We start from the raw sequence: 23,804 nt of genomic DNA, 5'->3' as shown, positions 1-23,804 counted from the left end.
GTTACAGAGACCATGACACGGGCAATTCCACGTTAAGGCGGTCCAGAATATCTGTGACCGCCCGCTCGTGGTCCGCGCTCTGTGCGCTGCCCAGCTTGCCGAACTGGGCGAGCCTGTAATGCGCCATTGCATTGTCAAAGGGCAGGTCAACGGGGCCGTCAGTAGCGGTTGCGAGTTGCCAGTGCTTTATGGCTTTGGCCAACTGGCCGCGCGCCTCGTGCCAATCGCCTTGGGCCAGATGCCGCCGCGCCCAGCACATCGGATACAAGTGGTGTACCTTCTTGGCGCTTTTCAGAACAAAGTCGGTCAGGGGGAGAATATCGGCGGTGTCCCTTCCGGCGTGGCGCAATCCGCGCACCGCATCCATAATATAGCTTAGCGGATCCACCATATAGACCTGCGGGTCACGCAACCCTTCAAACAGTCTTTTGGTGATCATCAAATCGCCAAAGGCACGTTCGGAATTGCCAAGGCGAATATCATTCAGCGCCGAGAAGATATGATGGCCAATCGTGTTGGATGCAGCTGAATTCAGTTTGTTAAGATCATCGGACAATAGCGATGCAGAGCGGTCTATCCACTGTTCGAACAAATCGAACTGGTTTGTGATCCACATGTTCTTGAGCCGCCCTACCGTGCCCCACAGCTTGACCTGTGGCACCGCGCGGTCATGGCCGCTGTCATAAACCTTTTTGTCCAAGGCATCGGTTTCGGCAAATTGTGCCTGCAGGCGCAGTACATTCGCCTTTCCCGAAGCAGCGTATTCCCAGTTCTTTGCTTCGCGTGAGCGGGTCGCAGCGGCCATAGCTGCATCGGCATGGATATTCGACTTGTCAAACCTCCCCGAGCAGAATTCATAAGAGCTAAGAACAACCAAAATCCATGATTTGGCGCGGTCATCATCGAGATTTGGCAGCATTCTTTCGCACCGCGCGGCAAAAGCATCCCCGTTCAGCGCAAACCTTATAAAGACTGCTGTCATTGCCATCTGGGCATTGGCCGTCGCGATCTCGACGGCGTCGCCTTCAGCCGAAAATGCAAGGTTCGCCCCCCGTAAGGAGCCATGCAAAACACGCAAGGTATCCTGTCTGTCATAGGCGACTTCTGCGCTGGTCAGATGTGCGGTGGCTGAAATCAGCTTGGCCTCCTGCGACAATCCTTTGATTTTGCCCCCTGTCTTTAGACGGATGAACTCTCGCAACGTACCTCCAATGTAGGATGCACTTGTTTGGGGGGGCGGCTTGTCGGCGATTGCCATGATAGAGCGCAAATGCTCGTCAGTGCCGGTCAGATGCCCTTGGGAGCGGTAGGCTGTTTGTAGTGCGTTATGCCACCGCATCGCGCGCTCATCCGTCACAAACTCAGGATGCAGTTTGCCCAGCTCAAGCGCCTTTTTGCCATATCGTAAGACTTCTTCGTTGGCGTGCTGCCCACTGGCGCGGATCAGCGCGCGATCAAAGTATGGCAATGCGCGTGCCGTTTCGCCCCCTGCTTCCCAGTGGTAGGCCAACAAGCCGGCACTGTTGGGACTGTCGGCAAAACCACAGCTTTCCATTGTCGCGGCAACCTTGAGGTGCAATGCCTGACGGGTTTCACGCAGCAGCAGGTCGTAGGCCGTCTCGGCGATCAGGGCGTGGTGGAACCGGCAGGTGTCGCCATCGGTATATTCCATCAGTCCTGATGCGATGATGTCGTCAAGTAATTGTATAAATGTGGTATCTTCGGTGCCGTACATTTTGGCCAATACGGTCTTGTCGACGTTGCGCCCTTGAATGGCGGCCTCTTTTATCAAGCGCTGGGCGCCAAGCGGTAGGGTATCAATCCGTTCAGCCAGGGTCGCGCCGAGGTTCTTGGGAAAACCGCTATGCTCCAGCGTAATTTGCCCTGTCGAGATATGGCAATGTCCGTTTGCGACACGGACAATCCCTTGCTCCAGAATAAGTTTGGTCAGTTCTTTAGTGAAAAGCGGGTTGCCACCTGCCAATTCGAATACACGTGCGCCCAACGCAGGCGGGATATCTTGTGCGCCCAACTGTGCCCCGATCAGCGCGTCCGAGCCAGCACGGTCAAAAGGCTTTAATTCAATCGTGGTAACGTCGTCGCCTTGGAGCAGGGTAAGGGCGGTGATCGACATTGCATCGTCGGGCACAGGCCGCGTCAATAGCAGCATCGCCACTTCTGGTATCTGGCGACGGCATTGTGCGATCAGCCCCCAAGATGCGGAATCCAGCCAATGTGTGTCTTCAAATATAATTGCTGTGGGCTGATCTCCGATCAGTTTGCGCAGCAGATCAATCGTGAGATCACCCGCCAGTTGCGCGCGCGCAGCAGGGCTGAGTGTTTCGCTGGCCGCAGTCTCGGCCTGCGCTCTTCCCAGCACGGGATTAAGCAGGGCTGCGTATTGTATGTTCTCACCCAAAAGCTGTTGGATGCTGTCCCGCGGATGATCCTCGGTTAGGTGGGCAAAGACAGGGCGCCATGCGCAATAGGCATCTGCCTGCCGCAATGCATCACTCGCCCCGTTGAGGCAGCGAATTCCCTGCTGTGCCATCCAGTGGCCAAAGGCCGCGCCGAGATGTGATTTACCCAGACCTGCGGGTGCCAAGACACGCAAAAGAGGCTGTGCATTTTTCGCGGCCCCTTCAAACAAGGAACGAAAGGTCTCAAATTCGGCTGTGCGCCCGATCAGGTCATGATCGAATACAGTGTCGGTGCGGTGCTCGGACAGCGGGGTAAAGGCCGCGACGGTATGCGTCTCTCCTTTTAATCGAACAGCGTTAGCCTGCTCGAACGTAAACCGGCTGCCAGCATGTTGCACCACATGTGCATCGCACAGCACTTCACCGTTTTTAGCATGCACTGCCAGTACCGAAGCGAGGTTCACGACTTCGGACAGAACAGTATATTGGCGGAAATGGTCATTGCCGATCTCACCTGCCAGCACGTTGCCGGTGGTCACGCCGATCTGTACTGGAATGGCGCGCTCTGTCAGGCGTGATGCAATCTGGTTCGCGGCAAACACCGCGCGGGCAGACTGGCTTTCATGGGCAGTGTCGGGGATGCCCCAGACGCCGATGCCGACAACCCCCTTATCGTCACTTTGGAAGTGCAGCAGCGCGCCACCTTGCGTAGCTATCGCGTTCTGGACAGTTTCTGCAACTGTTTGTGTCTGCGCCAGATCACCCCGATGCGCAGGTGGCAATTTGACAAACATAACCGCCACTTGCCGAAACTCGGCTGGTCTTCTGAGCGTAATGGATTCCGATTGGGCTGGCTGGATGTACCCCAGACTGTCGTGCAAATGAACGGCTGGGGACGGTGCAAGATCGTTGACTTGTGCTTGATCCAGAACAGCCTCGAATGCGGGTGTTAGGGTGATCGCCTTGGGCGATAGCTGTGCAGCATGTGCGTTCAGTTCAGCCAGCAGATCACCGGCAAAAAGTTTTGCCCACTTCCCGGCATGCCCGCCAACTGTCATCAGGTCGAGCGGCCCGTAATCAAGCAGCATCTTCACCGTGACTGACGCGTGGCTGGCACCGTGCGTTTGGGGCAGAGCGCGGATATCTTGTGCGGCCTTCTGCGCCGCTTGCGCGGTGCGGCCCAGATCGTCCCCTACCTGCCAAAAGGCCAGAAGGGCGTCACCCGCCGTTGTCGCAACGGTACCGCCGTTTTCTGCGATCGTATTGATGAACAGACCAAAGGCAGTGTTCAAAACACGCATTATCTCTTCGGCGCCGCGCGTATCATGCGCGACTAGATCGGCGCTCATTTTTGAAAAGCCGGCAATGTCGATGAAAAGCAGGACTGCGGTGGTGCATTCAACTTTTGCGTGTATTTCTGCAGGGTTATACGACAAATCCCGTTTGTCTTTTACTTCCACGCAGCGACTCCCCGTTAACATTTACTGCGGAAACCCTAGCAACGAAGTGGCGCTTTTGTCCAACTTTGCTTCACATGTTCATCATTTAGTTAAATCGTTGCTGTTATCTTATTCTGGTGGTTCAGCATCTGGTTTGCAGCCACCAGCTTGGTACGGGTATCAGAGCGCATCGCGCTTTCGAGGGCTGATTTCAAATCCTCGTTGCGTTTGCACAATGCATTCAGCGCGTCAGTCGAGATGCGAAAGACGCGCGACCCGGCCGCGATTGTGACCGAGGCGGTGGTTGGCCCGCCGTCAAAGCAGGTCAGCTCTCCGACAAAGGCACCACCGTGCAATTGCCCGACGATATTACCGCCCAGAGATACGTTCGCTGATCCTGATTGTAGGTAGATCAGGCCACTTAGTGGCGCGCCTTCGGTGGTTACGTCAGTGTCGTGCAGGTACTCGACCCAGAGGCCCGCATCGAAAAACTTGCGCACGGAAGGTTTGGTTAAACCAGGCGTCTTCGATTTTGCAAACTCGGCCTCTTCGGCTGTAAGATGCGTGGAATGAAGTAATAGAAAAGTACGGGATAGGCCAAATAGGCTGATTGCGATCCAAGTGATCTGAATTATCGCTGATGACAGGTTGAAGTCATTGGTAAGCGATACAAGCACAAAAGACGCGGCTGCCAGATTGAGCAGGATATAGATATAGCCCGTTCCCCGCACGAGGCCTATTTGCAGCGCCGCATATGCAGCCACATAAAATCCGACACCAAACAGGCCGATGATATCGAACATAGAGCTAAAGGTTTGGTCCATCGTCGGGCTTTCATTAGTCGCTTGGAAATCAACGTGGCAGGCAATAGCGAGCCGAGTCAAATGATCATTGCAGACCTACATTCCCAGATCACGCAGCAGCAATGTCGTGCGGCGCAAGCGGCGTGCCATGTGACGCGCGATAAGCCGGTGAAATTCAAGGGCCAGTTCAGGCTTTTGCGTTCCTATTGCAGTCATCTTTGCCATATCGATACGCAGCAGTTGTGACCGTGTGCTGGCGCAGATATCTGCAGATCTCACGCGTCCTGAGTAATAGGCCATCTCGCCGATGATGGAGCCCGCGCGAATCTTTGCGACAACCGAAACGTCACCGTTATCCCGTGGCACCTGTACGCTGAGCGCGCCTGAGTGCAGATAGAATATATCCGTCGATGTACTGCCGTATTTCAATAGTAATTCGCCTGCCTCAAGCACCATCCGTTCAACAAGGCTGTCCACTTCATACTCGGCGATCAAGGTGTCGAGGCTGATCTGTGATTGCGCATCCTCTGCTGTTTTATGCGCGGCAATCAGGGTGTCTTCCGCCGCCTCCAGCGCGCTCTCTCGTGAGGGGGCGAAATCTGCTAGATCGGGGGGCAGGGATTTTTGTAATTCTGCCTGTGTGGCGTCAGGCAGGTTTGAAAATCTCAACGAGACAGCGTTGGTGGCGCAATCTGTCGCCATACGCTCAAGGCTGCGCAAGGTAGATACATCAATGCCAGTCACCGATTTAAAATCCACGATCAGGTATCGCACATCGGTGTCAGGGGCGCTGACGATCGTTTGTATCCTTTCGCGCAGGGTATTTGCCGACCCAAAGAAGAGAAATCCGCGCAACTCCACAATTCGGACTTGCCGTCCCACTGTCTCTAGCACGCCCAGTTCGTAATCCGGTCGCTCGACATAAGAGCGTCGGACGCTCAGGTCGGTTTCGGAATGAATCACGTTGAGCTTTGAGTAGGAGATGATGAAGAAACCGCAAGCAACCAAAAGGCCGACACCCACAGCGGTGAGAAAGCTGAACGTGACCGCAATCACGGGGATGCAGATCACAATGGCAAAGTCGATTGTTGTCAGTCGGCTGCGTTCTTCCCAAACCCAACTTACGAGCAGATCAAGACCCAGAAAGGCCAGTACAGCCGCAAACAACCCGATGGGTAGGCCCGACAGAATATTCGCGCCGAACACAAGGATAAGGGCGCAGCCTGCGGCGCTGCTGATCCCTGCGATACTGCCCACAAGGCCCAAGCGCGACGCGAGCAGGCTTTCGGCGACAAGGTGATAGCCCGGGATGCCGCCACACAGCCCCGAGGCCAGATTGCCAAGGCCTACGCCTTTGACTTCGGTGTTGATGTCAAAATCGCGCTTGAGCGCCAGTTCCAGCCCCGATGCATTAAGTGTTGTGCCCAGCAGGCAGGTCGCGACGATTGTCACGATCACCGGCGCTTGTAATGCGATGGCTTGCCAGTCAACAGAAGCGACCATCGCGGGCGATACCTCGGACAGCAGGTTTCCTTGCGAGAACGGACCCAGCAAAAATCCCTCGGCGCGGGCGGCGTCCATGTTCATGCCGAAACCCCAGATCAGGACGTAGAAACCCATCGCTGTAGCTGTCAGTGCCAGCGGCAGCGTCAGATCATTTTCAAACCTTCGGGTGACGGTCACCAGCAGGATCGCCGCAATCATCACAGGGATCCATTTCATCATCGTGTCACGCTCGAAATACCCTGCCCAGCTTTCAACTGTTGTTGAGCTGCCCAGCCCGACGCCCAAACCTCCGATAACCAGCAGCAGCCCTGTAGAGGCAAGAAAGCCTGCCAGCACAGGGTAAGGGATAAACCGCGCAATAAAGGCCAATTTCAGATGTCCGATGATGATGGCGGAAAGGCCTGTAGCAAGCGAGGCAACAATTGTCAGAGCAACAACAGTTGCAAACAATACTTCGCCCTCTAGTCCGCCCACAGCGACCAGTGTCCCCGCAGCACCAGACAGTAGAATCGCGGGGACATCCTGCGCTGCAAGAATCGAGCCGCGATAGGATAAGGTAAAGGCCCCAATAAGCGCGATGGCTGTACAGCCCAGCAAAGTCAGACCAATGCCGCGATCCAGATAGGGGGCCAGTTCACCTTTGTATATGATTGCAGCGAACGAGATTGCGAATACGGCTGATACAATCGCCACAAACAACGCGCTGAATCCGCTCTTTATAAAATGTGCCAAGGCTTCCTCCTGCAGAGCATGCTGCCGTTTGGCTGCTGGCACATGTCTGTTTCAAATTCGCAGGTATTGGCAAAAGAAAAGCGGCACAAATACGTGCAAGGCGCTGCCAATTCACGCGCACCGTAAAATAAAGAACACATCTGTACGGACTTGTCTCTAGATAATTTCCCTTCGGTCAAGCGACTGGCGCGCGGTTTCAACGCGCGGGCGGGTCATAAGACCCACGGTTGCTAGTCTCAACGCATATGCGTTTGGCTCCCTTATACCAGCGTTGTCTCGTAGTCGCCGCGCAAGGCCACCTGCAACAGCTCAAGGTCGCTGGACGGATCGAGATATTGCACGGTCATGTCAGGCGGAATGACAAAGCCGTCTCCCGCCTCGAGCGTACGGTCGTCCTGCCCCAAGGCGTGCAAAGTCATCGTGCCCTGCATCACGAACGTGAAATGGATGTCCGCGTTGTGCGTCCATGCAGGCGGTGTGCCATCGCCGCGCCGCAACACGTGAATGCCAGCGATGCCTTTTGTCCCTGCGGTAATGCCCGTGTCTTGCGCGTCAAACCCTGTGATTGGGGCTGGCTGCCATGTACCTTTTGCAGCCACGTGATGCACAAAGGTCTGCCCGTCCCATTCGCGCAGCGGGTCGCCCTTGCCGTTGGGCAGCGTAAAATCATGGTCGATGGTGGTCACATGCTCGGCAGGTACACCAATTTCGATCACTTCGATGTTCGGCGATGCCTCAACGACGCGGTGGCGAATGCCAGGGGGTTGGGTGACGCAATCACCTGCGTGCAGGCGGATCATATCGCCCTGATCCTCGTACAACACATCGACCCATCCACGGTAGCAATAGATCAGCTGAAACCCGACGGTATGGTAATGCACCATATCAGGCACCGGGCCGCCATCGGGGATGCGGATGTGGCTCGCGATGATCGAGCCACCCAGCCGTGAGGGGATTAGATCGCGATAATGCATGCCCGCACGCCCGATCACCCATGGTGCCTCGTCGGCCAAACGACGCACGGCAAATTCGTGCTGCGTGGTAATATGTTCGACCTGTGGGGTCAGTGGCACGATAGAGATGCGCGTGCCATTGGGGGCCGTCAACTCTTGTGCGCCATCGGCAAAGCCCGCCACATTGTCGGTCAAAATACGCAGATGCCCCGCAGGCACATCCGCGCCCTTTTCGATGCGTAGCCGGATGCCGTGACCCGAAAAGCTGGCCACAGAAGGGTCGTCGGCGGGGAAGATATTTTCAAGCCGCATGCCAAGGGTCTTGGTGTAAAAGGGCAAATCATCGCGCAGCTCGTCCGTGGGCAGCACAAATTCGGCAAGGATCGGCGTATCGGTCATGGCGGTGTCCTGTGGCTGTGTTGCCCGGAGCCTGCCAGCTTTTTCTGGCGCACTCAATCCGCAAAGAGATACCCCGCCACGGCCCCATTGCTGCCCATGTCCTGCGCAATACTGGTCAAAGCAGTGAGGATGCAGGCATGAAACGAACCACCCTAATCGTACTGGCAGGTCTGTTTGCCAACAGCGCAGCCGCGCTGACCGACACAGAGCTGAAGGCGTTGAGCGCCGAGATTATTACGCTGAACGGGTTTAGCTGCGGGCGCGTGTTGGCCGTGCAGCCAACTGATATTCCCGATGTCTGGCAGGTGTCATGCATAAGCGATGGCGCGATGGACGCGCTTGTCACCTACCGAATGGACGCCCGAACGGGTTTGGTGTCGGGCAGCTAGACCGCGCTGTTGGCGCGGCCTAGCCTGAGTATCGCTTAAAGGCTGGCGTCCAGCGCCTTGAGGATCACATCCCCCATTTCAGTGGTCGAGATTGGTGTGCCACCTTCTTCGCCCATCAGGTCTGCGGTACGCGCACCGTCTGCCAGTACCTTTTCTACTGCCGCTTCCAGACGCGTGGCTTCTTCGCCCTGGTCGAAGGAATACCGCAGCGCCATGGCAAAGCTGAGGATGCATGCAATAGGATTGGCCAGACCTTGCCCCGTGATATCGGGGGCGGAGCCGTGCACAGGCTCATACAGCGCCTTTGGACGGCCTTCGGCATTCGGCGCACCAAGGCTGGCAGAGGGCAACATGCCTAGCGAACCTGTGAGCATCGCAGCACAATCAGATAGGATATCGCCGAACAGGTTGTCTGTCAGGATCACGTCGAACTGCTTGGGCGCGCGGACCAGCTGCATCGCGCCATTGTCGGCGTACATGTGGCTCAGCTCCACATCGGGATAGTCATCATCATGCACCTTTTGCACTACTTCGCGCCACAGGATGCCGCTCTCCATTACGTTGGCCTTCTCCATCGAGCAGACCTTGTTGCCCCGGCGGCGGGCCAGCTCAAAAGCCGAGCGCGCAACGCGGTCAATCTCGCTTTCGGTGTATCGCTGGGTGTTGATGCCTACGCGCTCGTTGCCTTCCTCGAAAATGCCCCGCGGTTCGCCAAAATATACACCCGACGTCAGCTCGCGCACGATCATGATATCCAGACCCGCGATCAGCTCTTTCTTGAGCGACGAGAAATCGGCCAGCGCGTCAAAGCACTGTGCGGGGCGCAGGTTGGAGAACAGGTCCATCTCTTTGCGCAGGCGCAGCAGGCCGCGCTCTGGTTTCACCGAGAAATCCAGATCGTCGTATTTCGGACCACCCACTGCACCCAGCAGCACGGCATCCGCCTCAAGTGCTTTTGCCATCGTATCATCGTGCAAGGGCGTGCCATGCTTGTCATAGGCAGCACCACCGACCAGATCATGCTCCACGTCAAAGGCAAGGCCGCGCTTATCGCCGAACCAGTCGATGATGCGGGTGACTTGGCCCATGACCTCGGGGCCGATGCCGTCACCGGCGAGGATCAAAAGGGTTGGGTTTGCCATGCGAAATGCTCCTGAAATTGATTGGCCTTGGCCTAGCGTGCAGGGCGTGGGGCGTCAAGGATCGGCTGGCGTGATGTCTACCCAGAGCAGGCTGTGGCGGCTGGCAACGGGGGCGCTGACCATCCCGTGATCCACCACGCGCCATCCAGAGGAGGGCAGCAGGTAGTCCACACGCAGATCCCCCGGCACAGGGTCGCGAAAATCGGCAGTGGGGCTATCATCAAAAGGGTTTTGCAGGCGCGGATGTGCCAGCAAAGCAGTGATCGCTTCTGGCCGCCCGTCGCCGCGTGCGGGGTCGGTGTTGGCGGTGCCGAGAATGGCAAAGGGCGCTGTATTGTCATCGCGCTGCAGATAGTCGAGCCAAAAGGCAACCTCGTCGTGGTTGCGCCTGCCATTGCGATCTTCCGCTCCGTCATAAACGGGAGGAGAGGCATGAAAGGTCATTAGGCGCACAGGGCCGATATCCGGGACGGTGACAGGCACAACCCAATGCCCGCGCGAGGAGAGCCGGTGGGTTTCGAATACCCGCACGCCGCCAAAGGGTGCGCCATCTTGCATGGGATAGATATGGCCCTGCAAATCGCGCCAAAGCAGGGGGGTGTAATCTTCTATCCTGTCTTGCTGGATGGGATAGCGCGAAAGCACCGCCATGCCCCCCATTCCGTTGAAACGCCCATAGCCGTGGTTGTCATCGGCATCGCCCAACTTGCCGTTGCCATTCAGATCAAGGCCGGTTGCCTGCCCTGCGTTCGGCGCGGCAGTAAACCGGTAGGGATAGTCGAGACCTGCTTGCGCGAGATCGTCGGCCAAAGCGTGAAGGGCGGTGCTGCGCAGATCGTGGTCAATGCCTTGTAAGGCGATAATGTCAGGACGTATTTCCACCAACACAGTCTTGAACGCTGCAATCTGTGGGTCCTTGCCTTTGAGTATATCGCGCAGCAACAGGCCAGGACCTTTGCGGATCAGCTCGGCGTTGAAGGTGGCGATGCGCACTGTGCGATCCTGCGCCGTCGCAGCGGTGCAGGCCAGCGCCAGCACCGCGCAGAATATAGCTTGGATCAGGCGGCTTGCAGCCCGTCCTCGGCGGCTGCATAGGTCCGCTTGCGCTTTTCTTCGATCATGTCGGCGATCTTGCCCATGGCGATGCCGCGCATGATGATGCTTGCTGGAAGGAAGGCCCATGCGGAGATTGTCCAGATAAGGGTCTGCGGGTTCTGCATTGTGATCGGGTCTATCAGATCGGATGCAAGTTTGACCACAGCAGGGACCGCAAAGGGCAACAGGAACCCAAGGGCGATGTTGATGCGCGCATCACGCTGCAGCCGTTCAAGTACGTCACCGCCAGCGGTTGGATCGAATAGTGGCAGGTTGACCCATACGTTGAATGCGCCCGAGCGTGCAGGCCAGTTCAACACACGCACAAGGATCAGAAAGGCCGTCATCGCGATGAGCGAGATGACATAGGCCAGACCCGCCGCTGTGCGCACAAAGCTCACGGTTTCGTACGAGGCATCGGGCGGCAGCATCAGCACGACCATGCGGACAGGAGAATAGGGGAAATCAATCGCGTTTCCAACAATCGTTCCGATCGACGTAAGGGCCGTCGTCATCACTGTTGGGTCGGACATGCCTTTCAGAATAGCGCTGAGCAAAAAGACAGTAGCGAACAGGGAGGCAAAGCGCAGCCGGTTGAACGGGGCGGCATCACGGAACTCGACGATGCTGGGAAAGACAGAGTTATATTCAACAAAGGTTAGCACGGCTGCCAGCAGCGCCACGAGAAGCACCACCTGCGTCGCATCACTAGCCAGCCCCGGCAGCACCAGCGCCGGCGTCATGATTAGGGTCGCCACCAAAAGTCCACGCGCCGCAGCGCTGGTCATACGTACTATCACGTTCTATCCCTTCAAACTGGCCAGCCGCGTTTGCCGCGTGCTTGTTCCAACTTGATGCCTTCGGGTCGAGAAGGCCTGCCTCATTGTTGTCACAATCGTGCCTTCTTTCGCCTTAGTTCTCAAGACTATTGCGTCAGTTAGCGCGACAGGTGGGGCGTTTTGAGGGAAGGGGTGGTGCGTTCTTGCATCATTTCCGAGGCAGAAATAAGTCACGCGCCATATGTTGTGTTTGCCGCGAGGTTGCGCACAAGCCACTGGGTCTTATCGATGAGGGAAAATAGCGCTGCACATGCCCGCGCATCCCAATTCATGCTCAACGTAAAGTAAACTGGATAACAAATGGTTAAAGCTCCGGCGGCAGGATCACGTTGCCGCCGGAAAGAGTGTTTGTCAGACCCAAGGGCGGCTTTGCGCTGCCGCAGCTTCGAATGTGTCGATCGAGGCTGCTTTTTCCATGGTCAGGCCGATATCGTCGAGGCCGTTCATCAGGCAGTGCTTTTTGAATGCGTCTACTTCAAAAGTGAATACATCGCCGTCCGAGGAAGTGATGCTCTGGTTTTCCAGATCAATCTCGATACGTGCATTCGCGCCCTTTTCAGCGTCTTTCATCAACACGTCCACTTGCTCTTGCGGGAGGACGATGGGCAAGATGCCGTTTTTAAAGCAGTTATTATAGAAAATATCTGCATAGCTGGGGGCGATTACGCAGGTGATACCAAAATCCGCAATGGCCCAAGGCGCGTGTTCACGCGAGGAGCCGCAGCCAAAGTTATCGCCCGCCACAAGGATTTGCGCATCGCGGTATTGCGGCTTGTTCAGTACGAAATCGGGGATCTCGTTACGGTCATCATCATAGCGCATTTCGTCAAACAGGTTCACGCCAAGGCCCGAGCGCTTGATCGTTTTTAAAAACTGTTTGGGAATGATCATATCGGTGTCGATGTTGATCAGGGGCATGGGTGCGGCAATGCCGCTGAGTGTGGTGAATTTGTTCATGTCTATTTTCCTTTGTCGGTGCTGCGCGCAGCATCCTCAGGGGTATCATTTTCAAAGTACCGCTTGCCGTAGTGCAGTGCGAAAAACATCCACCCGATCGCAGCAGCGATACAGAGGACAAAACCGCTGACAAGCCATAGCGCATTGTCGGGAAAGAACCCGAGTGCGCCAAAACAGCCGATAGCAACCAGCATGAGGATCAAGAAGGGCGGGATCGCAAAAGCGACCGTGCGTCGGTGATCGGAGGAAATCCGATAACTCCCGCCCCTGCGTGCCTCATACTGCTTGCTGTAGAGCGTTTTTTTCATCTCAGGCCGACTCGCCCATCAGATCGCGCACATCGGTAAGCTTGCCGGTCACAGCTGCCGCCGCTGCCATCGCGGGGCTCATCAGATGGGTGCGACCGCCACGGCCCTGACGGCCTTCGAAGTTGCGGTTGGAGGTGGCTGCACAGCGCTCCCCGGGGGCCAGCTGGTCTGGATTCATCGCCAGACACATAGAGCACCCTGCGAGACGCCATTCAAAACCGGCCTCCTTAAAGATATCTGCAAGGCCTTCTTCTTCCGCCTGCGCGCGTACAAGGCCCGAGCCTGGAACGACCATCGCGCGTTTCACGGCAATTTTCTTGCCTTTGAGGATTTCGGCGGCAGCGCGCAAATCCTCGATACGGCCGTTGGTACAAGATCCGATGAACACCGTGTCGATCGGAACCTCGGACAGGGGGGTGCCAGCGGTCAGACCCATGTAATCAAGCGAACGCTGGGCTGCACTGACTTTGCCACCTGTAAAGTCACCGGCTGCGGGGACGTTTGCAGTGATCGGCAACACATCCTCGGGCGAGGTGCCCCATGTAACCACTGGGGCGATGTCCTCGCCTTTCAGCGTGACTACCTTGTCCCAATGGGCGTCATCGTCGGAATAGAGTGTTTTCCACCATGCCATCGCTGCTTCCCACTGTGCGCCTTTGGGTGCATGCGGGCGGCCCATGCAATACTCGAACGTCTTTTCGTCCGGTGCGATCAGACCTGCGCGTGCGCCGCCCTCGATCGCCATGTTGCAGACGGTCATGCGCCCTTCCATCGACAGGTCGCGGATTGCTTCGCCGCAATACTCGATCACATAGCCGGTCCCACCTGCAGTGCCTGTTTCGCCAATGACAGACAGCGTAATGTCTTTGGCTGTGACACCGGGGCGCAGTTTGCCCGTGATCTCGACTTTCATGTTCTTGCCCTTGCGCTGGATCAGCGTCTGTGTGGCGAGCACATGCTCTACTTCTGACGTGCCGATGCCGTGGGCCAATGCCCCGAACGCACCGTGGGTGGCGGTGTGGCTGTCGCCGCACACAACAGTCATGCCTGGCAGGGTCCAGCCCTGCTCTGGGCCTACGATATGTACAATGCCCTGACGCACGTCGGACACGGGGTAATAGTGAATGCCAAACTCTTTGGCGTTCTTGTCCAGTGCTTCAACCTGAATACGGCTGTCTTCGGTCATCGTCGCTGCATTGGCGCGGTCCAGCGTTGTGGGCACGTTGTGATCTGGCACAGCGATTGTCTTGTCAGGTGCGCGCACCGTGCGGCCTGTCATGCGTAGACCCTCGAATGCCTGCGGGCTGGTTACTTCGTGCACCAGATGGCGGTCGATGTACAAAAGACACGTGCCGTCTTCGGCCTCATGAGCCAGATGGGCATCCCAGATTTTATCGTAAAGCGTTTTGGGGGACATGTGGTCCTCTCCCTATGTGGTGGGGTTGTTCGGAAAAACGGTCAAAGCTGCGCCGCAGCGCAGGCGTGCGTTATAGTCGGGCCAGCACGGTATGCGTGGCACCGTAAAAACGATCCGGCAGACGGGAACGGTCAGTTTTGTTAAACACACGGGTCATGCGCCATTGCGTAGATTAAATTGGCCTACGCATCAAGTTGCTCGTCCACCAGCTGCTAAAGAATGAAATCATCCGCAGTCAGTGTCACGGTGTTCAACAGGAGTATTTCCATATCAGTCACCCTGTCTCCGTCGATATCTACCCGCACAACGCTATGCCCTGCCGATGTTTCGTTCAGGCGGAGGCTTGCGTCGCCTCCACCAGCAAAGCCCGACAATCCCTGAAACAGCAGATCATCAATACTTACGCGCGACAGATCGAGAAGGTCTTCGGTGGTGTCGAAATTATGGATCGTATCACGGTCCGCACGCGGGCCGGATTCGCTGGCGCTGCGCCAGACGAATGTATCCTCGCCAGCTCCGGCAAACATGACGTCTCGCCCCGCTCCGCCGTTGAGCACGGTGGGCCCACCACCCGCGACCAGCCTGTCATCGCCAATGTTGCCCAGCAATGTGTCCTCGCCCGAGCCGCCAATCAGTGTGTCGTCCCCGCCGCTGCCCAGCAATCGGTCGTCCCCATTGCCGCCAAACAGGATATCGTCGCCCTTGTCACCGTTGAGCGTATCATTGCCATCCTGACCAGAGATGAAATCATCGTCTGTTCCCCCCCGCACCAGATCAGCGCCGTCACCGCCCAAAAGGCTGTCGTTGCCCTCGCCGCCGAAGAGGGAGTCATTGCCGGACTGCCCTTGAACAGTGTCGTCGCCCGCAAGCGCCAGAACAACGTCATCGCCCCCCAAAGCGCGTATTTCGTCATCGGCGTTGGTTCCGGCCAAATCCTCGCCACGGAAACTGCCCGAGATAACTTCGGGCACAAAATTTTCGACGTTGACGGTGATCGTCTGTTCGAAGGCAAGACCGGTATTGTCGATTGACCGGATGCGTACTTCGAAGGACTGATCCTGCTCATAGTCTACCATGACGCCGTCGCGCAGACGCAGGGTGCCGCTGCTGATCTCGAAGTTACCTGATATGTCGCCGACGAGCTGGAGAGTGTGGAAATTGCCGACGTCGGGATCGACTGTTGTAATGATACCCACCGCATCACCAGGAGTGTTTTCGCTTATGGAGTAGTCCGAAAGCAGAATCCCACGGGGTGCATCATTGACGGGTGTGACATCGAATTCGTAGTTGCGCGGTGAGCCGCTTGAGAGGCTGGTCGATACAAATATTCCGCGAAGCTCTCCGGCGTCACCGAAGAAATCAGCATTGGGCACGAAGAGAAGTTCATATTGCTCGATTGTTCGCGATCCGCCGCGCGGAAAAGAGTTTGCACCCAGAACGATTTGCTGGAGGCTTGACCCTTCGTCGGATCGCCAGAAAACCCGCCCACCTGTAGGAAGTTCCGAAACGGTATACCGCGGTCCGAAAGTTGAACTGCTTTGTCGGAAAGTTGTAAACTGAACTGAATTGTCTTCTTCTGTGGTGAAAAGTGGCATGGTCTGCGGTCCCCGGCTGCTGACATTGAGACAAATTAAGCCTGATAACACGAAGCGTTACAAGGCGCATGTGCGACGGTTCGTGTTCGGGCCGACAAAATTTGCGTAGTGTTAAAGGCCCTCGCACAGCAATGTCGCAAGGGTTGCAGGACCTGCTGCTTCATGCGACGAATCTGGCGAGCATAGGAGCGCCAATGCAAGACCCTGTAGATCCATTCGCAGAATTCCTTTTGACGATGCAAGAGCTCTGGATCGGCATCTCGGGCTTTCTGGGTGGTGTGATCCAGCCAGGCTGGCGGCAGAATCAGGTGATAATTGTTGTCGTGCTGGCCTTTGTGGCTTGGGGTTTGCACCGCAGCACAGGCAACATGCTGGAAAACTGGGTCCGTTCGCGTGAGGGATGGGCCAAGTGGCAGCTGCGGATGATTGTGCAGATCAAGCGGCGGTTGGGGTTAATGTGGTTCGCTGTTCTGACAGGGGTCGTTTATCTCGTTATGCAGAATATCACTTGGCCGTCACGCTCTTATCTGATCGGGATTGCGGCCATGCTTGCGGTTGTTTGGGTTGGGATCGCATTTGCGGTGCGGTTGGTGCGCAACCGCCCGCTGCGGAGGATCGTGACATGGGGGCTGTGGATATACGCCACGCTCTATCTACTCAATGTGTCGGACGAGGTGGCGCAGTTTCTCGATCGTGTCGCGCTGGAGTTGGGAGATTTCCGCCTGTCGCTCCTGACGCTGATCACCTCGGTGGTCGTAATCGGAATTCTGGTGACGCTGGCGCGCATTGCGTCAACCGCGACTGCCAGCACGATCCGTCGCAACGAGGAAATCAGCCCGTCGATGCAGGTGTTGGCCGTCAAAGGTGTGCAGTTGGCGATGTATGGCATTGCCTTCTACCTTGGTGTCAATGCGGTGGGGATCGATTTGACAGGCCTTGCGGTGCTGTCGGGTGCCATCGGTGTTGGTCTGGGCTTTGGCCTGCAAAAGGTGGTGTCAAACCTTGTGTCGGGTGTGATCATCCTGCTGGATAAATCCATCAAGCCAGGTGATGTGATCAGCCTTGGCGAGACATTTGGCTGGATACAAACACTGGGCGCACGCTATGCCTCTGTAGTGACCCGCGACGGCAAGGAATACCTGATTCCGAACGAGGACCTGATTACGGGGCAGGTGGTCAACTGGTCTCATTCGAACGACTTTGTGCGGCTGGATATCTATTTTGGCACGGCTTACGCCGATGACCCGCACAAGGTGCGCGAGCTGGCAATTGGGGCAGCCGCAGGGGTTAATCGCGTGCTAAGCCACCCCAAACCGCCCGTCTGTCACATCGTCGGATTTGGCGACAGCAGTGTCGACTATATCCTGCGTTTCTGGATCAGGGATCCGACCGGCGGTCTGACCAACATACGTGGCAATGTCTATCTGGCACTCTGGGATGCGTTTCAGGAAAATGATATTTCGATCCCCTTTCCGCAGCGTGAAGTGCGGATGCTGGATGAAAACGCATGAGGCAATTGTGAATGATCTGCAGAACCAACACGGTGCGCAGGCGGATAAAATCGCCACAGAAGCAGGCTGGTAGCCGCCCACGGCGTCCGCGTCATTGAAATATGGCGCGGGCGTTGCTAACTAGCGGATTAATTCCCCAGCGTCGGGGGTCTGGCGGCGCGACATAAGGAGGACAATGTCCTGTCTACACAAATCCATGCAGGCTCCCCTGCGTTTGACGGTTCAGTTGTAATGGCTGGCCACAAGCAAGCAACCAGCGATCTGCTGCTGGAGACTGTTCTATCCTCGCTTAACGAAGATAAAGCCGAAGACATCGTGCAAATAGACCTGCGCGGCAAAACCGAGATTGGTGATCATATGATTATCTGCACGGGCCGTTCGACCCGTCAGGTGAGCGCTATTTCGGAAAAGCTCGCGCAGCGGGTCAAGGACGAATTCGGCCATGTCGTCCGCACCGAGGGCAAAGAATCAGGCGATTGGGTGCTGATCGATACAGGCGATGTGATCGTTCATGTCTTTCGCCCCGAAGTGCGCGAATTTTACCAGTTGGAAAAGATGTGGCTGCCCCAAGCCGATCCTGCCAGCTGATTGCCTGCTGACAGCCGATGAAGGTTCATATCTGCGCCGTAGGTCGCCTGCGGGCGGGACCAGAGAAAACCCTGATCGACGACTATCTGACACGTTTCAACAGAACCGGCCGGGGATTGTCCCTTGGGCCGGTTTCTGTGTCAGAAGTTGAGGACCGTAAAGGCGGCGGGATGGGCGCAGAGGCTGAACTGCTGCGCCGCGCGATACCGCAAGGGGCTGTGATCTGCGCGCTGGACGAGCGCGGGGTGGTCGAGACTTCGCCCAAGTTTGCCCGCCGCATTGAAGGCTGGCGGGATGCGGGCCGCAGCGATCTGGCCTTTGTCATCGGGGGGGCAGACGGAATTGACCCCGCCTTGCGCGGTGATGCCGACCACTTGCTGTCGTTCGGGGCGATGGTCTGGCCGCACATGATGGTGCGCGTGATGCTTTCTGAGCAGTTGTACCGCGCAGCGTCAATTCTCTCGGGCGGGCCGTACCACCGGGCCTAGTCTCAAGGCAGGTTTACGGTTTTCACTTGGGGTGACCAGCCTGTGACCGTATCGCGTGCTTCGATCACAACAGATTTGATGCCGTCCGGTATTTTTACTCCCGACAGCGACCGCGTGAAGGGCTGTTCGTTTACGTGGGGATGGGCCAGTTGGCGCATACCCAGCACATTGCCCTCCATATCCTTGATCCGCCACGCATCGGCGTAGTCGTCCCAGCCGGTATCGCTGTGCAGGATGGTGACGTTGAATGTATATGCGCCGCCTGATTTAGCGACCCGCACGTCGTGTACCGATGCAGGATCGGCCAGAGCAGCGGTAGGCAGGGCAGGAGAGGCGAGTAATGCAATCGGGAGTATGAAACGTTCTAACATAAAATTTATCCGTTTAAGAGACACCTAAGATAGGCGCTCAGACATCCTCTTCCAAGAGCGCCTTGCGTGATTGGGAGGCGAATTCCCGCCGCCAGATCACAACACATGTAACAATCGTCGCCACGATCAGGGGCACAGGTCCGGCCAGCCATGCTACCGTCGCCAGCCCGAAATAGATGGCGCGCAAGCCGCGATTGAAGGTGCGTGCTGCCGCTATGTTGAGGGCAGCGGCCTTGCGGGCGAAACTGGCGGCTTTGGGATCGACGGGATCGTTCGGGGCCGCCCCCATGATGACCGAGCAATAACCAAACAGGCGGTTTGACCAGACGAATTTCAGAAATGCATTGGTTAGAAATACTACGATCACGAGAAGTTTCATTTCCCACACAATAGCGGGGCTGCGCGCGTCTGTCAGATCGGCGGCCACGCCCGCGACCTGTTCGGCATTGCCGATCAGCGCCAGCGTACCACCGATCGCAATCACGCAGGTAGATGCGAAAAACGACGTGCCTTGCCGCAGCGTGCCGATGGTCTGCGCGTCGAATATGCGCACCTCGCGCGCGATCATCTGTTGCATCCACTGTTTTCGGTAGTCAGCCATGATCCACGATGTTGACGGCTTGTCGGGTGACGGATGCTCGATCCGCCAGCCGATCGCAATCCAAAGCGTTACAAGAAGAGCCAGCGCGCCGATGTCGAGGGGCGAAAGCAACGTGAGGTTTTCCAATGATGTCATGCGCCCTCTCTAGAAGGCTCTGCTGGGGGGCGCCAGTGCGGCGCGCGGCTTTTGCGTGATTGTACAGTGCGTAGATAGCCCAAAGCGGTGGTTTAGCTGTGTGCCTTTGCGGCGAATCGCGGCGCTACTGCGCGCGGCGAAATCGCATGACGCATCGCCAGATTGTCGAAGTCTTAACAGGAAGTGTGAGAGGGTTCTGCGCTTGGCAAGCAGTGGAGCTTTATCGTCGGATTGAGAGCAAATATCTAATTTACAAGTACTTGTGTCCAGTGTCGGATGGTTCGAGATGTGTCAACTCTACTGGACATGCGGCGATTAAATTTACCTAACGTAAACAAATTTTTCCTAACTCTTATCAAATAGATCACCATTTGAGGGAAATTCTAATGAAACCCGAAAGCACTCCCAACCCGACCTTATGCCTTACTGCCCCAAAGCGGTGCTCCATCAACTTACAAGTGCCTGTGAACGGTCTGCCGTTGGTCAATTCGTTGGAGTTATGGGCCGAAAGTGGACGGCATCATGTTTCGTTCTCTGGCGCGCACCAGTTGGATCAGGTGTTCGAGACAGGCATTGCCGCCACTTTGGCGCGGCAGGTGGCCAAGCTCTCGGCGGATATGCAGGATCTGTCGCTCCCCGATCAGGTCATAGAGGCAAAGGGGCTCGTACTTGCAGGGACGCGGCTGGTGTCCAATTATGCGGCAGATGGAACCGCTTTTGTGGTGGTGCGGTTCAAGCAGATCATCGGCGATTGGCGCAACGGATTGATTGACGCAGATGATTTTGGCATCGCGTTGCCGAAAGCGCGCGATGTAGTGGCTATGTCCATTCTGGCTGATATCAGTATGCCGCTGTTGGATATTTGCGACTGTGTCGAAGCGGGTGCCGCGCCGCATGCCATCAACGATAGCAGCTTTTTCCGTCATATCGGTGCTCACGCGGATAAAATCCGCTTTGAGGTGGAGTTGATCAAACGCTATCTCGCATCACTAGACCGCCCCAGGGTATCAGAGCCGACATCGGACGGTACATGCAGCAACTTGGAGATGGGACATGTTGTCGCCTGAGTGCTGAAGCGTGGAACAAGCTTGTGTTATGGAGAAATTGGTAATATAATTTTACCAGACCGCTCACACGACCCCTATATTGGAGCCGCGCTATGGAAATGCCTACCCCGAACCCTGCTGTTTTGGCGCGTAAAGCACGCGTTGTGGAGCGGCTCAGCACTGTATTGCCCAAAGATGCAGTTATCCATGAAATCTCCGAAACACGCGCATACGAATGTGACGCGCTGACGGCCTATCGTTGCGCGCCCATGGTGGCAGTGCTGCCGTCCTCCACCCGCGAAGTGTCGGATGTCTTGCGTATTTGCCACGAAGAAGGCGTGCCCGTGGTGCCGCGCGGTTCCGGCACCTCGCTGGCGGGCGGGGCTTTGCCGACAGCCGATTGTGTGATCCTTGGTGTGGCGCGGATGAATGACGTGATCGAGACGGATTATGACAACCGCATTATTCGCGTACAGACGGGCCGCACGAACCTGAGTGTGACTGGAGCCGTCGAGGAAGACGGATTTTTCTATGCACCGGACCCGTCCAGTCAGTTGGCCTGCGCCATCGCGGGTAACATCGCAATGAACAGCGGCGGCGCGCATTGCCTGAAATATGGTGTAACCACGAATAACCTGATGGGCGTTAAAATGGTGATGATGGACGGCGAGATTGTCGACATCGGTGGAGCGCATCTGGATGCAGGCGGGCTGGATCTGCTGGGGTTGATCTGCGGCTCGGAAGGGCAACTGGGTGTCGTGACCGAAGCGACCTTGCGTATCCTGCACAAACCAGAAGGCGCGCGACCCGTGTTGATGGGCTTTGACGATAATGAAGTCGCGGGCGCATGTGTGTCCGACATCATCAAGGCGGGTGTGCTGCCCGTGGCGATCGAATTTATGGACCGTCCTTGCATCGAAGCAACAGAGGCTTTTGCCAAAGCGGGATATCCCATGTGCGAAGCGCTGCTGATTGTGGAGGTCGAAGGCTCTGACGCCGAGATCGACCATCAGCTGGACCTGATCATGGAGATTGCCCGCCGCCATAACCCTGTTGAGTTGCGCCAAAGCAAATCCGCTGAAGAAAGTGCTGCCATCTGGCTGGGACGCAAGAGTGCGTTCGGCGCAATGGGGCAGATCAACGACTACATGTGTCTGGACGGTACAATCCCTGTGTCCAGCCTGCCGTATGTGCTGCGCCGCATTGGTGAGATGTCCGAGGAGTACGGCCTGAAAGTGGGCAATGTTTTCCACGCGGGTGACGGCAATATGCACCCCCTCATTCTTTTTGATGCAAACAAACCCGGTGATCTGGAGTTATGCGAGGCCTTTGGCGCTGACATCCTGCGCCTGTGCGTTGAGGTTGGCGGTTGTCTGACGGGCGAGCACGGTGTGGGCATCGAAAAGCGTGATCTGATGCACGTGCAATATGCGCCGAATGATCTGGAAGCGCAGATGGCTGTGAAGGATGTATTTGATCCGCAGTGGTTGCTTAACCCTGCCAAAGTATTTCCGCTGGATGCCTCTGACGCGCGCCGTCAGTTGCCGATTGCTGCGGAATAGATGACTGAAGTGGGGGCTAGCCCCCAGACCCCCAGAGGATTTATGGCCAAGAAAAATAAACATTTGCCAGCGGATGAATCCGAGTTGTCGGAGATGATTGCGCAGGCGAAAGCCCCTTTGTCTATTCAGGGTGGCGGGTCGCGGGGCATCGCGGTTGACGGCCATGCGCTGGGAACTTCGGCGATGTCGGGTATCACGTTATATGAGCCAGGTGCCATGACTTTGGTCGCGCAGGCGGGCACGCCTGTCGGCGAGATCGAAGTGGCGCTGGCGGCTGAAAACCAGCGCCTTGCGTTTGAGCCCGTGGATTACCGTGCTTTGATGGGGACCGATGGTGTCCCTACGATCGGGGGGACCATGGCCGCCAACTCCAGCGGGCCACGGCGGATTTCTGTAGGCGCTGCGCGCGATTTTCTGTTGGGCGTTCGGTACGTCGACGGGATGGGCAAGATTGTCAAAAACGGGGGCCGCGTGATGAAGAACGTTACCGGCTATGATTTGGTCAAACTGATGGCAGGGGCTCATGGCACGCTGGGTGTGCTGAGCGAGGTATCTCTCAAGGTGCTGCCGTGCCCTGAAATGGAGGCGACGCTTGTGTTGCAGGGGCTGGAGGATGAGGCAGCTGTTGGTGCTTTGGCCCGTGCGCTGGGCAGCCCGTTCGAGGTATCCGCAGCTGCGCATGATCCTGCGTCGGGCGAGACCATGTTGCGGGTAGAGGGGTTCGAGGATTCTGTGCGTTACCGGATTCAGGAGCTAAAGGCACTGCTGGGCGGTGAGGCGCGCGTGGAGGAGAATAGCACAAAACGATGGGCTGCCTGGCGCGATCTGAACGGGTTTGCGCAAACGGGTGAAGATGTCTGGCGCGTGTCATGCAAACCGTCTGACGGACCTGCGCTGGCGGCCAAATCGGGTGCGCGGGCTGTACGTTATGACTGGGCGGGTGGGTTGATCTGGCTTGCAACAACGGCAGGTCATGATCTGCGCGCGGTGCTTGGTGCGTATGACGGCCATGCGACACTGGTGCGCGGTACCGGCCAGCCACGGTTTGAGCCTGAGGCAGCGGGTGTCGCGCGTATCACCGCAGGACTACGGGCGCGGTTTGATCCGCGTGGTCTGCTGAACGCGGGCCTTATGGGATGAGCTATGTCGCTGTCTTTATCATCGTTTTTGTTGGTGGGCCGCTGGCCTTTCGTGCGCTCACGCGGGGTGGGCCATCGCCGCGCGCATTTCGGCGGTTGGCTTTGTTTACAGCACTATGCGCGGCAACAGGCCTGACGCTGCGGTATGGTTTTTCCGATCTGTGGGGGCGCAATCTGCTGGTCACGGGCGGGGGCATCGCCTTTATCTGGGGCGGCTGGATTGGCGTGCTCGCATATGGCGCGCAGGCGCTGCGGCGCATGGACAGCGGTTTGCGCATGCGGCGGTGGACCGCCGTTATGGGTGCCGCGGGAACAACGGTGCCGTGGTTCGGGCTGGCCAGTGCCAGCCTGCTTGCGGCCTAAGGGGGC

At 57.0% G+C, this 23,804-nt stretch carries 21 protein-coding genes; 8 read left to right on the top strand and 13 right to left on the bottom strand.

Annotated elements, in window-relative coordinates; translation table 11 throughout:
- Position 1 precedes the first annotated feature (1 nt).
- From Q0903_RS05340 to Q0903_RS05325, 4 genes are all read right to left on the bottom strand, one after another.
- Positions 2 to 3,901, bottom strand: coding sequence for an AAA and adenylate/guanylate cyclase domain-containing protein (locus Q0903_RS05340; RefSeq protein ID WP_299413477.1), 3,900 nt, complete (start codon positions 3,899 to 3,901; stop codon positions 2 to 4).
- Between the two features lie 68 nt (positions 3,902 to 3,969).
- On the bottom strand, positions 3,970 to 4,683 hold the full coding sequence (locus Q0903_RS05335; protein ID WP_299413475.1) for a cyclic nucleotide-binding domain-containing protein: 714 nt from the start codon (positions 4,681 to 4,683) through the stop codon (positions 3,970 to 3,972).
- Between the two features lie 75 nt (positions 4,684 to 4,758).
- Positions 4,759 to 6,900, bottom strand: coding sequence for a SulP family inorganic anion transporter (locus Q0903_RS05330; protein ID WP_299413472.1), 2,142 nt, complete (start codon positions 6,898 to 6,900; stop codon positions 4,759 to 4,761).
- Positions 6,901 to 7,160: 260 nt separating this feature from the next.
- Entirely contained in the window at positions 7,161 to 8,252 is a 1,092-nt protein-coding gene (locus tag Q0903_RS05325; RefSeq protein WP_299413469.1) for a cupin domain-containing protein, read from the bottom strand.
- A 137-nt stretch (positions 8,253 to 8,389) separates the two neighbouring features.
- On the opposite strand from Q0903_RS05325, the gene Q0903_RS05320 reads away from it, so the two are divergent.
- Entirely contained in the window at positions 8,390 to 8,641 is a 252-nt protein-coding gene (locus tag Q0903_RS05320) for a hypothetical protein (protein WP_299413466.1), read from the top strand.
- Between the two features lie 35 nt (positions 8,642 to 8,676).
- On the opposite strand, the gene leuB is transcribed toward Q0903_RS05320, so the two are convergent.
- The 7 genes from leuB to Q0903_RS05285 all read right to left on the bottom strand — a co-directional run bounded on the left by leuB (position 8,677) and on the right by Q0903_RS05285 (position 15,994).
- A complete protein-coding gene (gene leuB, locus Q0903_RS05315; protein WP_299026081.1) occupies positions 8,677 to 9,783 on the bottom strand; it encodes a 3-isopropylmalate dehydrogenase in 1,107 nt (368 codons plus the stop codon).
- Positions 9,784 to 9,837: 54 nt separating this feature from the next.
- Positions 9,838 to 10,776: an endonuclease/exonuclease/phosphatase family protein gene (locus tag Q0903_RS05310; protein ID WP_299413464.1), complete on the bottom strand. Its 939-nt coding sequence runs from the start codon at positions 10,774 to 10,776 to the stop codon at positions 9,838 to 9,840.
- 65 nt (positions 10,777 to 10,841) lie between these two features.
- Positions 10,842 to 11,678, bottom strand: a complete 837-nt coding sequence (locus Q0903_RS05305) for a hypothetical protein (protein ID WP_299413461.1) — start codon at positions 11,676 to 11,678, stop codon at positions 10,842 to 10,844.
- A 390-nt stretch (positions 11,679 to 12,068) separates the two neighbouring features.
- Positions 12,069 to 12,674 (bottom strand): 3-isopropylmalate dehydratase small subunit, encoded by a 606-nt coding sequence (gene leuD / locus Q0903_RS05300; protein ID WP_299026075.1) that lies wholly within the window; start codon positions 12,672 to 12,674, stop codon positions 12,069 to 12,071.
- 2 nt (positions 12,675 to 12,676) lie between these two features.
- A complete protein-coding gene (locus Q0903_RS05295) occupies positions 12,677 to 12,982 on the bottom strand; it encodes a hypothetical protein (RefSeq protein WP_299413459.1) in 306 nt (101 codons plus the stop codon).
- A gap of 1 nt (position 12,983) precedes the next feature.
- Positions 12,984 to 14,399, bottom strand: a complete 1,416-nt coding sequence (gene leuC / locus Q0903_RS05290; protein ID WP_299026072.1) for a 3-isopropylmalate dehydratase large subunit — start codon at positions 14,397 to 14,399, stop codon at positions 12,984 to 12,986.
- A 212-nt stretch (positions 14,400 to 14,611) separates the two neighbouring features.
- Positions 14,612 to 15,994 (bottom strand): M10 family metallopeptidase C-terminal domain-containing protein, encoded by a 1,383-nt coding sequence (locus tag Q0903_RS05285; RefSeq protein ID WP_299413456.1) that lies wholly within the window; start codon positions 15,992 to 15,994, stop codon positions 14,612 to 14,614.
- Between the two features lie 194 nt (positions 15,995 to 16,188).
- Between Q0903_RS05285 and Q0903_RS05280 the strand changes: the two genes are divergently transcribed.
- From Q0903_RS05280 to rlmH, 3 genes are all read left to right on the top strand, one after another.
- Positions 16,189 to 17,505 (top strand): mechanosensitive ion channel domain-containing protein, encoded by a 1,317-nt coding sequence (locus Q0903_RS05280; RefSeq protein ID WP_299026066.1) that lies wholly within the window; start codon positions 16,189 to 16,191, stop codon positions 17,503 to 17,505.
- Positions 17,506 to 17,736: 231 nt separating this feature from the next.
- Positions 17,737 to 18,093, top strand: a complete 357-nt coding sequence (gene rsfS / locus Q0903_RS05275; RefSeq protein WP_299026063.1) for a ribosome silencing factor — start codon at positions 17,737 to 17,739, stop codon at positions 18,091 to 18,093.
- A gap of 17 nt (positions 18,094 to 18,110) precedes the next feature.
- Positions 18,111 to 18,581, top strand: a complete 471-nt coding sequence (gene rlmH, locus Q0903_RS05270; protein WP_299413452.1) for a 23S rRNA (pseudouridine(1915)-N(3))-methyltransferase RlmH — start codon at positions 18,111 to 18,113, stop codon at positions 18,579 to 18,581.
- A 2-nt stretch (positions 18,582 to 18,583) separates the two neighbouring features.
- Here rlmH and Q0903_RS05265 read toward each other — a convergent pair whose 3' ends face one another.
- Positions 18,584 to 18,952 (bottom strand): hypothetical protein, encoded by a 369-nt coding sequence (locus Q0903_RS05265; protein WP_299413450.1) that lies wholly within the window; start codon positions 18,950 to 18,952, stop codon positions 18,584 to 18,586.
- A gap of 37 nt (positions 18,953 to 18,989) precedes the next feature.
- Positions 18,990 to 19,688 carry a DUF599 domain-containing protein gene (locus tag Q0903_RS05260; RefSeq protein WP_299413447.1) on the bottom strand — a complete coding sequence of 233 codons (699 nt, stop codon included), beginning with the start codon at positions 19,686 to 19,688 and terminating at the stop codon, positions 18,990 to 18,992.
- A 386-nt stretch (positions 19,689 to 20,074) separates the two neighbouring features.
- On the opposite strand from Q0903_RS05260, the gene Q0903_RS05255 reads away from it, so the two are divergent.
- The 4 genes from Q0903_RS05255 (at position 20,075) to Q0903_RS05240 (ending at position 23,798) form a co-directional block, all read left to right on the top strand.
- Complete coding sequence (locus Q0903_RS05255; RefSeq protein WP_299413445.1) at positions 20,075 to 20,755, top strand: hypothetical protein; 681 nt, start codon at positions 20,075 to 20,077, stop codon at positions 20,753 to 20,755.
- A 92-nt stretch (positions 20,756 to 20,847) separates the two neighbouring features.
- Positions 20,848 to 22,296: an FAD-linked oxidase C-terminal domain-containing protein gene (locus Q0903_RS05250; protein WP_299026049.1), complete on the top strand. Its 1,449-nt coding sequence runs from the start codon at positions 20,848 to 20,850 to the stop codon at positions 22,294 to 22,296.
- Positions 22,297 to 22,338: 42 nt separating this feature from the next.
- Positions 22,339 to 23,436, top strand: a complete 1,098-nt coding sequence (locus Q0903_RS05245; protein ID WP_299413441.1) for an FAD-binding protein — start codon at positions 22,339 to 22,341, stop codon at positions 23,434 to 23,436.
- On the top strand, positions 23,433 to 23,798 hold the full coding sequence (locus Q0903_RS05240; RefSeq protein WP_299026044.1) for a hypothetical protein: 366 nt from the start codon (positions 23,433 to 23,435) through the stop codon (positions 23,796 to 23,798). Before Q0903_RS05245 ends, Q0903_RS05240 begins: the two co-directional genes overlap by 4 nt.
- Positions 23,799 to 23,804 lie beyond the last annotated feature (6 nt).

The organism is uncultured Sulfitobacter sp. (assembly GCF_947502895.1).
GTDB lineage: Bacteria > Pseudomonadota > Alphaproteobacteria > Rhodobacterales > Rhodobacteraceae > Sulfitobacter.
Note: the sequence above shows the minus strand (reverse complement) of the source record. Positions and strands in the feature narration are given on the sequence as shown.